The organism is Pseudomonas xantholysinigenes (assembly GCF_014268885.2).
Classification (GTDB): Bacteria; Pseudomonadota; Gammaproteobacteria; order Pseudomonadales; family Pseudomonadaceae; genus Aquipseudomonas; species Aquipseudomonas xantholysinigenes.
Genome location: NZ_CP077095.1, coordinates 3,808,702 through 3,823,511, shown reverse-complemented (window position 1 = coordinate 3,823,511; position 14,810 = coordinate 3,808,702). Strand labels below are relative to the sequence as shown.

Below are 14,810 nucleotides of genomic sequence, written 5' to 3'. Positions count from 1 at the left end.
TACTCGTGACACCGCCGCCCCGACAGGGGCGCGCCTGCAACTGGCCCGAGCAGCGCCTGGAGTTCGTTCGACATGGATATCCGCACCCCACTGAACCAATGCATCGCCCTGATCGTCGCGGGTGTGCTGTTTCTCAACCCCATCGTCGCCACGGCCGCGCAACTGACCGTCGATGCGGCGGCCAATGCCAATACCAGCGTCAACCGGGCCGGCAACGGGGTGCCGATCGTCAACATCGCCACACCCAATGGCAGCGGCCTGTCGACCAACACCTTCCGCGACTACAACGTCGGCAGCAATGGGTTGATCCTCAACAACGCCACCAGCAAGACCCAGTCGACCCAGCTGGGCGGCATCATCGTCGGCAACCCCAACCTGCGCGGCCAGGCCGCCCAGGTGATCCTCAACCAGGTCACCGGTGGCAACCGCAGTACCCTGCAAGGCTATACCGAGGTGGCGGGGCAGGCGGCCCGGGTCATCGTCGCCAACCCCCACGGCATCACCTGCAAGGGCTGCGGCTTCATCAACACGCCGCGGGCCACCCTCACCACCGGCAAGCCGATCATGGACGGCGAACGCCTCGACCGCTTCCAGGTGGACGGCGGCGACATCGCCATCGAAGGCGATGCGCTCAATGCCACCAACCTCGACCAGTTCGACCTGATCACCCGCAGCGCCAAGCTCAACACCGAACTGCACGCCAGGCAGTTGAACATCGTCACCGGGCGCAACGACGTCAAGGCCGATACCTTGCAGGCCACGCCACGGGCCGAGGACGGCAGCGACAAACCGCTGCTGGCCATCGACAGCGCGGCGCTGGGTGGCATGTATGCCAACACCATTCGCCTGGTCGGCACCGAGCAGGGCGTGGGCGTCAAGCTGGCCGGCAACATGGCCGCCACCACCGGTGACATCCAGGTGGACACCAACGGCAAGGTGACCCTGGCGCAGACGTCCAGTGCCGGCAACCTGACGATCGCCGCGCAAAGCGCCGAGCTGACCGGCAAGACCTACGCCGCCGGCAGTGCCAGCGTGCGCGTGCGCGACGCAGTGACGGTCGGCCAGAGCCTTGCCGCCAAGGACAGCATCACCGTGACCGGCGCGCGAGTCGACAACCAGGGCGTCATCGAAGCCGGCGTGGAGCCAGACAACACCCGCAATGCCCACGGCGATGTGACCCTCGCCGGCCAGACCCTGCGCAACCGCGGCAGCGTGGTGGCCAACCGCACCCTGGATGCCACCGGCAGCACCACCCTCGACAACCAGGGCGGCACCCTCAAAGGCCGAGTTACCACCCTGACGGCTGGCCAGCTGGACAACCGCAAAGGCCAGGCACTGGCCGACGGCACCCTGACGGTCAACGCCCAGGCGATCGACAACCGTGACCAAGGCCTGCTGCAGGGCAAGGGCAAGGCTGTGGTAGACGTCAGTACCACCCTCGACAACCGGGGCGGTCGCCTGGTTGGCCAGGGCGGCCTGCAGATCACCGCCACCCGGTTGGACAACCGCGACAAAGGCCTGGTCGGCAGTGACCGGCAGGCCAAGCTGAACACCCATGCGCTGCTGGACAACCAGGCTGGCGGCAAGCTCAGTGCCGACCGCCTGGACATCACCACCGCCGGCCTGCTCAACGGTGGCGGCCAATTGCTCGGCGGCGATGTGCTGATAAACGCCAGCGCCGACATCGACAACCGTCTCGGCCTGGTTTCGGCCAAGCGCCTGCTCGACCTCAAGGCCGTGGGCCTTAACAACAGCGGCAAGGGCAACCTGCGCAGCGATGGCACCTTGGGCGTCAAGGTGGCGACCCTGGACAACCGTGACAACGGCATGCTGTCGAGCCTTGGCGACCTGACCCTGCATGGCGAACGTCTCGACAACCGTGGCGGCCTGGTCCTCGCCGACCGCTCGCTGACCGTCACCGGCGGGCATTTCGACAACCGCGACAAGGGCGCGGCTACCACCAAGGGCAAGGCCTACATCGACGTCGCCAGCCTGGCCAACAGCGATGCCGGCCACCTGCAGAGCGATGGTCGCCTCGACTTGATGGCCGGCAAGGTCGACAACGAGCGGCTGGGCAACATCATCGCCAAGGGTGACCTTGAAGCCCACCTGGGCGCCTTGAACCAGCAAGGCGGCAGGCTGACCAGCCTGGGCAGCCTGCTGCTCACCGCCGACACCCTCGACAACCAGCAGGGCGGCAAGATTGGCGCGACCAGCGTGGCCGACATCAGCGCGGCGCGCATCCTCAACCAGCAGGGTGAGATCTCCAGCGCCGGCAAGGTCGTCCTCAATGCCAGCGAACTGTTGGACAACCAAGGCGGCAAGGTCATCGGCGATCGTGGCCTGACCCTCACCGTGCAGCGCCTGCTCAACCAGAACAAGGGCCTGCTCAGTGGCTATGACCGCTTGAGCCTGCACGGCACCGAGCTGCTCAACAACGGCGGCAAGCTGAGCAGCCACCAGCACATCGACGTGGCCCTAGATGGCAAGCTGGACAACAGCGACGCCGGCCTGATCGTCAGTGACGCCACTGTCACCCTGAATGCCGGCACGCTGCATAACCGCGCGGGCGGCAAGGTCTCGGCCAAGGCGGCCCTGGACCTGACTAGCCAAGGGCTGCTGGACAACCAGGGCGGCACCCTGGTGACCAACACCGGGCTGCTGCTCAAGGCCGGTCGCCTGGACAACAGCCATCTCGGTGTCGTCAGCGCCCAGGACCACGCCGAGCTGCGCAGCGGCGCCATCGACAACAGCGCCAAGGGCAATATCGGTGCCGGCAGCCTGCTGCTGGTCGCTACCCAGCTGGACAACAACGCCTACGGCCGCATCAGCGCCGCCGGCCAGATCGATGCCACGCTGACCGGCCTTGACCAGAACGATCACGGGCAACTGGTCAGTGAAACCGGCATCGACCTCGACCTGCGGCACGGCCAACTGGTGAACCGCAACGGCGGCCTGCTGCGTTCGCCGGGCAGCCTGTTGTTGCGTCAGGTCGGTGTGGTGGACAACCGCGAGGCGGGCGAGATCTCCAGCAATCACGGTTTCAGCCTGGCCGCCAACAGGCTCGACAACCGTGGCGGGCGGGTGATCAGTGCCCAGGACCTGACCCTGCGCATTGCCGGCGTTCTCGATAACAGCCTTGCAGGCGTGTTGTCGGCCAGCCACGACCTCAGGGTCGAGGCCGCCAGCCTTGACAACTACAGCGGCGGCAGCCTGGCCAGCGGCCGGGCGCTCAAGGCAACTATCGACGGCCAGCTGGACAACCACGACCAAGGCACCCTGTCCGCCGTCGGCGCGCTGACCGTGACCAGCGCCGGGTTGCTCAACGGCGAGCGCGGCCTGTTGTCGGGCAATACCGGTGTCAATGTCAGCACCGGCCAGTTGGACAACCACCAGGGCGGCCAGCTCATCAGCCAGGCGGCAATGACCGTCGACAGTCGTGAGCTCGACAACCGTGGCGGTGCCTTGAGCAGCAAGCAGGCCATGAAGCTGACCACGGGTGATCTGCGCAACGGCGCCGATGCCCTTGAGCACGCAGGGCGGATCCACAGCGATGGCGCGTTGACGCTGGTGGCGGGGCAGGTCGATTCCAGCCAGGGCGGTGAAATATCCGCCAAGGGCGACCTGCTGCTGCGGGTGAGCACGCTGATCCAGCGCCAGGGGCGGCTGATCGGCGAACAGCAGCTCGACCTCGACCTGAACGGCGGTGACCTGCTGAACCAGGGCGGCCTGATCAGCGCCAACGGCCCGCTGAAAATCCACAACCTGCGCAAGCTCGACAACAGCGCCGGCGAAGTCACCAGCCAGCAATCCTACAAGCTGCTCGCCCAGCGCATCGACAACCAGCAGGGCCGCATCCTCAGCGATGGCCGGCTGACCGTAGAGGCGCCACGGCTGGACAACAGCAACAAGGGCCTGATTTCCGGAGCGCAAGGTCTGCTGGCCAAGGGCACCGACCTGAACAACAGTGGCGAGGGCACCCTGTCCAGCAAGGACGGCGACCTCACCGTGACCCTGGACGGTACCCTCGACAACCGCGACCAGGGCGCCCTGGTCAGCAAGGCTGGCCAGCAGATCACTGCAGCCAACCTGCGCAACAGCAAAGGCATCGTCTCTTCAGAACAGGCCGTTACCCTCAGTGTCACCGAGCGGCTCGACAACAGCGGCGGCGGCCTTATTTCCGCCACCGGCGACCTGGCGTTCGACCAGGCCGGCACCGTTATCGACAACCAGGGCGGGCAGATCAACGGCCAGGCGATCAGCGTCGCCGGCAAGCGCCTGGAAAACACCAAGGGCCAGCTGACCAGCCGCGCGCTGCTCGACCTGACCTTGAGCGAAGCACTGATCAATACCGATGGCGCACGCCTGGTCAGCGGCGCCGACCTGTTGCTCAAGGCCGGCAGTGTCGCCAACAACGGCGGCAAGCTGGTCAGCCACGGCCTGCTGCGCGTCGACGCGACGACCCTGGACAACAGCCGCGGCGGTAACCTGGCCAGCCAGCAGAACTTGGTGCTGCGCCTGGACGGCGACCTGCTCAACGGCCAGGACGGCCTGCTGTTCAGCGAACACGGCAAGCTCGATATCCATGCCAATGCCCTGGACAACCAGGGCGGTACGTTGAAGAGCCAGGGCGACATCGAAGCGCACCTGGACCAGGCCTTGAACAACCACGGCGGGCGCCTGGAAAGCCTGGCCGGTGGCGTCGAACTGCACGCTGCGAGCCTCGACAACACCGGCAGTGGCATGCTCAGCGCTGCCAAGGGGCTGTTCAAGGGCGTCTTCGGCGGCCTGTTCGACAACGGCGGCGGCACCACCCAGGCGCAGTCGGTGGACATCAAGGCCGACACCCGGGTGAACAACCAGGGCGGCTACCTCTCGGCCCTGGGTGGCGACAATCAGCTCGTCACCGCCGAGTTCGACAACCGCGGTGGCGGCCTGTACGCCGAGGGGCTGTTACACCTTCAGGGCCAGCAACTGTTCAACCAGAGCGGCAAGATCGGCGCCGGGCGCATCGACTTCGGCCTGGACGGCGCGCTGTACAACGGCCTCGGCCAGCTGGAAAGCGAAAGTGACCTGCTGCTGCGCGCCAGCGAACTCGACAACCGCACGGGCAGCCTGCGCGCGCTCGGCAAGACCGGCACCAGCCGCTTTATCGTCGCGGGCAACCTGCTCAACGACAACGGCGTGCTGGCCACCGCCAACCACGACCTCGACCTACAGATCGGCGGCCTGAGCAACAGCGGCGGGCAACTGCTGCACACCGGCCTTGGTACCTTCGGCCTGGCCTCGGACAAAGTCACCCAGGCCGGTGGCGTACTGCATACCGATGGCCTGCTGAGCATCGCTGCCGCCAACTGGACCAACAGCAGCGTGCTGCAGGCCCGGCGCCTGGAACTGGACATCGGGCATTTCGTGCAGACGGCCAGCGGCAAGCTGCTGGCGGTCGAGAGCTTCAAGGGCCGCGGTGGCGACTGGAGCAACCATGGCCTGCTGGCCAGCGATGGCAGCCTGCAACTCGACCTCACCGGCCAATACGATGGCAATGGTCGCCTGAGCAGTCTCGGCGGCCTGGGGCTGAGCGCCACCGACATCCGCCTGTCCAGTGCCGCCAGCCTGGCCGCCGGCGCGGGCGGCGTGGTGACGGCCCGCAACCTGCTGAGCAACGACGGCCGCCTGACCGCCCTTGGTGGCCTTACGGTCAACGCCGCCAGCCTGGAAAACCGCGGCACCCTCGGCGGCGCCGCGGCGCTGACGCTGACCGCCAACACCCTGAGCAACCAGCGCGGCCTGGTGTTCAGCGGCAACGACATGACCCTGCGCGTGGGCAGCCTGAGCAACTACTACGGCGATATCTACAGCCTCGGCGGCCTGGACCTGGCCGGCAACGGCAGCGCCCGCGCCGCGTTGCTGGACAATATCTCCGCCAGCATGGAAAGCGCCGGCAGCATGACCCTGGCGGTGGACACCTTGCTCAACCGCAAGGAACACCTGAGCTCGAAGCAGAAGCTGGTCGCTGGCTACGTCAACGTGTATTCCGACGACCGCTGCAAGGGCAAGGGTTGCGAGCTGTACTTCTCGGCCACGGAAAGCTGGCAGGATGTCATCGACCAGGACAGCCCCACGGCCTTCATGACGAGCGGCGGCAAGCTGACCTTTGCCGGTGACGCGTTCCGCAACCACTACAGCAGTGTCTCGGCGGGCGGCGATATCGCCATCAACACGGCCGTGTTCGAGAACAAGGGTGCCGGTGGCGGCGAGCAACGCAACCTCACCGCCAGCATGTACACCCGTGATCGCGGGCAGTACAACGCGTTCATCAATGCCAAGAACCAGTTCAACCAGAACCCGGGTTCGCTGACGCTCGATCAGGTCATGGCGGCGTCTGGCTATCCGCATGCCAGCATCTACAACGTCATCGACAACAAGACGCCGATCGCCGGCGCCGTGGTCGCCCCGGCGGTGGTGCAGTCGGCTGGCGCGGTGACCATCAATGCCACCCAGCGTATCGACAACAGCGTGGTACGCGTCAACCAGGCCGGTGCCGGCACCCTCAATGCCCGTGGCGATGCCACGGCCGATGCGCGCCAGGCCCAGACCCAGGTGCGCGCGCTCAACCCGCAGTTGCCGCCGGACTTGGCCCAGCGCCAGGTCAACCCGGTCACCCTGCCCAGCTTCAGCCTGCCCCAGGGCGGCAACGGCCTGTTCCGCATCAGCAGCCAGGCCGGCCAGGCCGCGATCAGCGGCGACGCCCTGGGCGCGACCGGCGATCGTACCCAGGCCGGCAGCGGCACCTTCATCGCACCGCTGGCCAGTACCGCCGGTGCCGACAGCCGTGCCGCGCAGCCCCTGGGCGCCAACGGCTCGGCCGCAGCGCAGGGCGCCGTGGCCGGTTCCGGCGTGGACCTGGGCAGCCTGGCCGCCGGCGTCAAACTGGTCCAGGGCGTGCCCGAGCGCAGTGTGCCGAATGTCGCGCACAAGTACCTGGTAGAGACCAACCCGGTCCTCACCGACCTCAAGCAGTTCCTCAGCTCCGACTACCTGCTTGGCCAGCTCGACGTCAAGCCGGACCAGGCCATCAAGCGCCTGGGCGATGGCCTCTACGAACAGCGTCTGATCCGCGAGGCAGTGGTGGCCCGTACCGGCCAGCGCTACATCGATGGCACGACCAGCGACGAGACGCTGTTCCGCTACCTGATGGACAACGCCATCGCCAGCAAGGACAAGCTGGCGCTGAGCGTGGGCGTGTCGCTCAGCGCCGAGCAGGTGGCGGCGCTGACCCACGACATCGTCTGGATGGAGCAGGTCGAGGTCAACGGCGAGAAGGTACTCGCCCCGGTGCTGTACCTGGCCCACGCCAACGGCCGCGTGGCCCCCAACGGCGCGTTGATCCAGGGTCGCGATGTCAACCTGATCAGCGGCGGCGACCTGGTCAACGTCGGCACCTTGCGCGCCACCAACAACCTCGCCGTCAGCGCCAGCAACATCGGCAACGCCGGGTTGATGGAGGCAGGCGGGCGCCTGGACATGCTGGCCACCGACTCGATCCGCAACGCCCAGGGCGGGATCATCGCCGGGCGCGAAGTGAGCCTCACCGCGCTGACCGGCGACGTGATCAACGAGCGCAGCGTCACCCGCCTGGAAGGCCACGCGGGCGGTGAGCACGTGACCAAGGACCTGGTCGACACCGCCGCGCGCATCGAGGCGGCGAACAACCTGACGATCACGGCGGGGCAGGATATTGGCATTGTCGGCGGCGCCGTGCAGGCCGGCGGCAACATCGACCTCGACGCTGGGCGTGACCTGATCATCGCCAGCCAGGAAGGCGTCGACAGCCACGAGTACCAGCGCCGCCGGGTCAGTGGCCACGACACCAGCATCACCCAGTACGGCAGCGAGGTGAAGGCCGGCGGCAACCTCACCGCCACGGCCGGCCAGGACCTGAGCATCGTCGCCAGCGAGATCGAGGCCCGCCGCGACCTGGCCCTGCAGGCGGGGCGCGACGTGACCCTGGCCGCTGCGGCGAACGAGGAGCACAGCTACGCCAAGGGCAAGAAAGGCCAGACCAAGTACGAGCGTCAGGAGGACGACGTCGAGCAGCAGCCAGCCGAAGTGAAGGCCGGCGGCGACCTGACCATCGACGCCGGGCGCGACCTGCGCCTGGTGGCGAGCAAGGCCAGCGCCGGTGACGAAGCCTACCTGGTGGCCGGTGACAAGCTCGAGCTGCTGGCTGCCAACGACAGCCAGTACTCGCTGTATGACATGAACAAGAAGGGTGGTTGGGGTAGCAAGAAGACCCAGCGCGACGAAGTGACCGACGTCAAGGCGGTGGGCAGTGAGATCACCAGTGGTGGCGACCTGACCCTCGAGAGCGGCGGTGACCAGCTGTACCAGGGCGCGAAACTCGCCTCCGGTGCGGACCTGACCATTGACAGTGGCGGTGCGGTGACCTTCGAAGCGGTCAAGGACATGCATCAGGAGAGTCACGAGAAGTCCAAGGGTGACCTTGCCTGGAACAGCATGAAGGGCAAGGGCAGCACCGACGAAACCCTGCGCCAGAGCCAGCTGACCGCTAATGGTGATCTGGTGATCAAGGCGGTGGATGGCTTGAAGGTCGATGTGAAACATGTCGACCAGGCGACCATCAGCCAGAGCATCGACGCCATGGTCGCGGCCGATCCACAGCTGGCTTGGCTGAAGGAAGTCGAGAAGCGCGGGGATGTGGACTGGCGGCAGGTGAAGGAAGTGCATGACTCCTTCAAGTACAGCCATTCCGGGCTTGGGGCTGGGGCGCAGATCGTCATTGCCATCATCGTCACCTACCTGACGGCAGGGGCGGCCGGCGCAATGATTGGCAATGCCACAGGTGCCGTGGCAGGTTCCGGCTCGGCCTTGGCTGCAAGCGGAACCGCGACCGCCAGTGCCGTGGCCAGCGGTGCCGCGGCAGGATCCACGGTCGCTGCCGGTTGGGCCAACGTGGCGTTGAGTAGCATTGCCACTGCCGCCACCAACAACGCCGTCATCAGCGGCATCAACAACCGCGGCAACCTTGGGGCAGTGTTCAAGGATGTCACTTCGTCGAGCAGCCTGAAGGGGTATGCCACAGGCGCAATTACCGCCGGGGTTACTGCTGCCTATCTCAACGATGCCTTCGGCATATCCGCCGAGGACCTGAACAAGCCTACCTTTGGCTTTGACCTGAGCAAGCTTTCCGGCTTCGGCAAGTTTGCCGGTTACACCGGCTCGCAGGCAGCGATTGGTGCTGTGGCCAAGTCCGCGCTGGAAGGGAGCGACCTGGGTAGCAACCTGACCGATGCAGGCAAGACCTTCGTGGGCAATGCGTTGTCGGCGGCCATCTACAAGCGACTAGGTGACAAGCTGTACTTCGAAGGGCTGCCGACCAAGACCGTGGCGCACGCCTTGGTCGGTGGCCTGATCGCCGAGGCCGCGGGTGGTGATTTCCGTACGGGGGCGATTGCGGCAGGTGCGAACGAAGCCTTCGTCGCCACCGTTGGTGAGCACATTTTCCCCGGGGAGTCGCATGAGCAACTGCTGACCATGACCTCGCAGTTGTTGGGGCTGACCGTGGCCGCAGGTTTGGGGGCCGATGAGAAAGGGCAGCAGGTGGCAGGCTGGGTGGCGCAGAACGCGACCCAATATAACAACCTCGATCACCCGACTGCGGAGCGCATGCTGGGTGAGTTGAAGGCATGTCGGGCAACCAAACAGTGCACGGCGGGCCGGATCCAGGACATCCTCGATCGATACGAAAGCATCTCCATCGCCCGCTCGAAGGCGATGGACGACTGCAAGACGCGTGCGTGTGCGCAGGGGCTGGTCGACAGCGCGGTTGTCATCGACAGCCCGGTTGCCAAAGAACTGATTGCGTTCTTTAAGAACCAGGGATACGACACCGTCGGTTTGCTCAATGGCAACCCAGGGCAACACCTGATGCCGTCGATGAACCCTGCCGGTACCGGCGGCTTGTTTGTGCCCGATAAGGACCTGTTCACCGCAAAACTCATCAAGGAAGGCTGGTTGACGCCTGCGGAGCAAGCCGGGCTTCAGCGATGGGATACGGAAACATCATGGCTGGACAATGCCGCTGGTCGTAAGTTGACGATCAAAGAAAAGGCTACGCTGATCACCGAACTGGGTACGACCGGGGCGCTGGCCATCATGGCCGGTGGTCGAGGCGTAGTCGCTGCGACGGGGGGCGGTAAGGGCAAATCCGGAGAGGGCAAGGTCAGCCCGGGCGAGGGCGCGAAGGTCCCGCCATGCCCGCGTTGCTTCGCAGCTGGCACCCTGGTGGCAACGCCGGATGGCGACCGGGCGATTGAAACGCTCAAGGTCGGCGATTTGGTTTGGACCAAGCCAGAGCACGGCGGCAAGCCGTTTGCCGCGGCGATCACCGCGACCCATGAGCGGGATGACCAGCCAATTTATCGCCTGGCCCTGGAGAGCACCCGTACCGATGGCGCGGCAAGATCGGAAACATTGTTGGTGACACCGAGTCACCCGTTCTATGTACCCGCCAAGCGTAACTTTGTGCAGATGGGCGAGCTACGGCAGGGGGATCTGCTGCAATCGCTGGCAGATGGAGAGGGTGAAGGGACATCGACTCGGGTGGTCTCGGCGCGGTTGTACAAGCCGGTTGGGAAGACGTTTAACCTGACGGTGGATGTGGGGCATACGTTCTATGTGGGTGATTTGAGGACGTGGGTGCACAATACTGGGGGGCCTTGTGATAATCCTGTTGGTGTAAAGGACGGAACATTCCCTGATGAGGTGTTTTCCGGGAAGAAGCCGCATCAGACGACGCCAGGTACAAAGACTACTACCCAAGAGAGGTATAATCCTAAGACTGGGAAGTTAGAAAAATCTGTGATTGAGTATGATCAGTATGGTCGGCAAGTTAGGCGGACGGATTACACGAATCACGGATATGGGAATAAAGAAAAGCCGGATGAGTATCATTCAGATCCGCACGTGCATATCTATGAATATGGTCCTGGATATAGCCCTAAAGGGAAAGAGACGAGGGTAAACAATGATTAGTGTTGCTGAGTTGAATGAGATGCTGATTGCTAATAATTGCTTGCATTCTATTAATGTTCAGTTGAATGATGAGGGGGTGGCCTATGATCTGTTTCTATCAATTTCGGAATCTGAAGATGTATGGGGTGCTGCTGTTCGTGTGAGGTTCTTCGATGTCAGTCAGTTTGCGATTCGCGATTTTGGTGGAGGGTTGACTCAGCTTATGCATATGAATGTAGAAAAATTGGACTCTGGTCTTGATAGGATGCGCTATAAGTTTAGCGATCTTGAGGGTGAGTTATTTTCATTTTATTTCTCATCATTTTCTGTCGACTAAAATAGGGAAAGGGGGCAAAGAAAAAGGGGCGGGCGGGAAAAGGACGGGGAACGGGGTAGATATATTTTTACTGCTCTTGGAGAAAATAAATCCGTCCCCTTTTCTTCCGGCGAGTACTGTGGCAGTGATTACTGGTCATAAAGGTAATCTTGTGAGCGCTTTTCCAGGGAGAACATTCTGAATGTACTGTGCCATTTTGTGGAGTAAGGAAAGGGCCGCTGCGGGGTTGGATGGAGTACTGAAGGTAATTGAAATTACTAAAGATGCCATTCCAATGCTCATAAATGCGGATTCTAAAAATTATCCATTGCTCTCGAAACTGTGTCTTGATGATTATGGGTTGTACTCTGGAGAGCAGTTGGATCGGTTGCGGCTTGAGTTGAAAAATATGTCAAGAGCAACGAATGGAATGGATAGATTTTTTTGTTCTCTGGACGATCTTGCTTTAGAGGCAAGGGTGCTTGGAGAAAGTGTATTATTTGATCCGTTTAGGGATTTAAGTAGTTAAGGAAAGAAAAAGAAGGCTAGGAAAAGGGGACGGATTTATTCTTGTTGCTCTAGTTTCGGTTTCTGGCGGCGAACGGATCTAGACATCATGTGGGGAGGGCGAGATTAGAGTAAAACGAGCAGAAAGGGAGCAAAAAAGCAAAAAGGGGACAGATTTATTTTTCTTACTCTAATTCCAGCTCCTGGCAGCGAAGGGATCTAGCTGTCATGTAGGTAGGCCGAAATTAGAGTGGGGAAAATAAATCTGTCCCCTTTTTTATGCAAGATATTTTTAAAATGTATGAGTGAGCGGGATATGAATGGACAGTCGAAGGGTAAGCAAGTTGAAGAGCTGATCGCCAGGTTGTCGATCAATAGAAATGCGTGCGACGAAAATGAGCTGTGTTGCGAAGTTAGATTGATTTCAGAGAATGAAAAGTTACAAGTTATTCGTGATCTGATAGTTTTTAATGTTCGCCTCGCTGCTGCTGTCGCCGCACGAGTGCATTTGGCAGAGCGGCAGCAGGTGCAGTTGATGAGGGAGCTTTTGGAAAGTGGGGGGAGCAATACTATAAGGCAGTTTGTAGATCGTTTGTTTTCGCACCGACTAAGTGCTTCATTGGTTTTGAAAGAGCTAATGAGGGCGAGGGCGAATAATCCTGATGCAGTTAGTTTGATGGCGTATTATTTTTCCGGCAAGTTGGTGTTTAGAAGTGCGGATCAAAAATCTATTATTTGTAAGTTAAGGTCTGGTGACGCTGGGTGATGGGCTCAATAGCGAAGGGCGGAAAAGGGGACAGATTTATTTTTCCTACTCTAATTCCAGCTCCTGGCAGCGAAGGGATCTAGCTGTCATGTAGGTAGGCCGAGATTAGAGTGGGGAAAATAAATCTGTCCCCTTTTTTCTGCAAGACGCGCGCGTGCGCGTAGGGCTTGGTCGATAGCGCAATGGAGTTATTCGAACCTATGAATGGAGCGGGCATTACGGAATGAACTGGACTCCAAAGCTTCGTGAACAGTTCAAGTCCTTTATGACTAGTCATGGTGTGGATGTTACACATGCTCCAGGAATATCTAGATGATAGATGAGCTGAAAGAAAAATTATTAATGGAGCTTGCTAGACTTGAAAGGCCATGGGAGAGCAAAAAAGAGTATGGCTCTGAAGGGGCTGTCTTGAGTTGGCTTCCTGTGGCGAAGTTGTGTGGCGGACGTTTTTTATTGGGGCTTACTTCTGGAGGTATTTGGGCTAGATCAACAGAGTCGTTTGTGTATACGTTTGGGGATGAAGCTGAGTGTGTGTTTTTTTTTGCCTATACTAGAGGGTTCTCCAGGAGTAGTGCGCTGCAAGATGATCGATGGGCTTAAAGTATATGGTCTTTCAGAGTGGGTTTTGGATTTTCTTCCATTTGAGAAGGTTGTTATAGAAGGTCTTAGAGGTCAGAGTGAATACTGGTCTGGTCTGGTCTGGTCTGGTCTGGTCTGGCGCTGAAGTGGGCATTGTTCGTTCCGAGGTCTGATATTTTGAAAGAGGAAATATATGCGTTGAGTAAAATCGGAGAGACTCAACAAATTCGTCACTCAGCAAGAAAGTTAGCTAAGCAGCTAAAAGATTCATGATATGAAAAGCGGAAAAGCGGAAAAGCGGAAAAGCGGAAAAGCGGAAAAGCGGAAAAGTGGAAAAGGCAGTGGGAAAGGGGACGGATTTATTTTTCCTACTCTAATTCCGGCTCCTGGCAGCGAAGGGGGCTAGGCTGGTTGATGGGCTCAAAGGCGAAAGCAGAAAAGCAGCAGAAAAAGGGAGCGGAGCTTACTTGGCCATCAGATCCTTTGATCTATCCGTTTTGCCAAGAAAGGTGCCAGGAAAGGGGGTAGATATATTTTTGCTACTCTGATTTCGGTTCCTGGCGGTGAAGAAAGTGACCAAAAAGGGGGCGAATCTTTCATCATTCTCTGTTGGCTGAATAAGAGGAAAAAGGTGGATCTATTTTCCCGGAAGTGGAAAATAACTTACCCAGCCAATTACCCGCCGCTGCCCAGAACAAGGAAGTCGTCATGTTCTCCAAAATCAGTCTCGAACAATGGCGGGCGTTCGTCTGCACCGTCGAATGCGGCGGTTTTCAGCAGGCCGGCGAGCGCCTGTTCAAGTCGCAGTCGGCCGTCAGCCATGCGGTCAACCGCATGGAGCAGTTGCTGGGCCAGGCACTGTTCGTCATCGAGGGGCGCAAGGCCGTGCTCACCCCTCTCGGCCAAGCCCTGCTGCCCCAGGCCAAGCACCTGCTCGGCGCGGCGCAGAAGCTCGAGCATCTGGCCAACCAGTACCAACCGGGGTTGTTCAGCGAACAGGCGCTGGCAGTGGATGTATTGTTCCCCCTCGAGCTGCTGCAGCAGGCGCTGGTGGATTTCGCCGAGGACTACCCGGATCACCGCATCCGTCTGTACGAGCCTGCGCTGTCCGGGGCGCGCGAGCTGCTCGAGGACGGCAAGGTCGAGCTGGCCATCGCCAGCCGTCTGCCGGCCGGCTACGTGCAGGAACTGCTGCTGAATATCACCCTGGTCTGTGTGGCGGGCGCCGAGCATCCTGTGGGCCTGGCGCAGGGCGAACTGAGCCTGGATGACATGAAGCAGCATCGCCAGGTGGTGATTCGTGATTCAGGCATTCGTCACGCGCAGAACAGCGGTTGGCTGGGCACGTCCCAGCGCTGGACGGTGAGCAGCCTGGCAACCGCCATCAGCTTCGTCGAGCGTGGGCTGGGCTTTGCCTGGCTGCCGGAACACAGTGTGGGCCGCGGGTTGCGGCAAGGACGTTTGCGGCGGGTCAATCTGCAACACCAGCAGACCCGCGAGGTGCCGATGTTCATGGGCTATCCAGAGGCATTGCGGCACTGTCCCGAGGTCAGGCGACTGGCACAGGCCCTGCGCCAGCGTTGCTCGCCATAGCGCCCCGTCGAGCGC

6 protein-coding genes are annotated in these 14,810 nt (G+C 61.3%); all 6 read left to right on the top strand.

Annotated elements, in window-relative coordinates; all coding sequences use genetic code 11:
* Positions 1–72: 72 nt before the first annotated feature.
* The 6 genes from HU772_RS16910 (at position 73) to HU772_RS16885 (ending at position 14,795) form a co-directional block, all read left to right on the top strand.
* Positions 73–11,055 (top strand): two-partner secretion domain-containing protein, encoded by a 10,983-nt coding sequence (locus tag HU772_RS16910; RefSeq protein WP_225923040.1) that lies wholly within the window; start codon positions 73–75, stop codon positions 11,053–11,055.
* Positions 11,048–11,371 carry a hypothetical protein gene (locus tag HU772_RS16905; RefSeq protein WP_225923038.1) on the top strand — a complete coding sequence of 108 codons (324 nt, stop codon included), beginning with the start codon at positions 11,048–11,050 and terminating at the stop codon, positions 11,369–11,371. Before HU772_RS16910 ends, HU772_RS16905 begins: the two co-directional genes overlap by 8 nt.
* Positions 11,372–11,552: 181 nt before the next feature.
* On the top strand, positions 11,553–11,879 hold the full coding sequence (locus tag HU772_RS16900; RefSeq protein WP_186661050.1) for a hypothetical protein: 327 nt from the start codon (positions 11,553–11,555) through the stop codon (positions 11,877–11,879).
* A 294-nt stretch (positions 11,880–12,173) separates the two neighbouring features.
* Positions 12,174–12,623, top strand: coding sequence for a hypothetical protein (locus tag HU772_RS16895; protein ID WP_186661051.1), 450 nt, complete (start codon positions 12,174–12,176; stop codon positions 12,621–12,623).
* Between the two features lie 312 nt (positions 12,624–12,935).
* On the top strand, positions 12,936–13,223 hold the full coding sequence (locus HU772_RS16890) for a hypothetical protein (RefSeq protein ID WP_186661052.1): 288 nt from the start codon (positions 12,936–12,938) through the stop codon (positions 13,221–13,223).
* Positions 13,224–13,910: 687 nt separating this feature from the next.
* The gene (locus tag HU772_RS16885) at positions 13,911–14,795 is read left to right on the top strand and encodes a LysR family transcriptional regulator (RefSeq protein WP_186661053.1); all 885 of its coding nucleotides are present in this window, start codon (positions 13,911–13,913) and stop codon (positions 14,793–14,795) included.
* Positions 14,796–14,810: the final 15 nt, after the last annotated feature.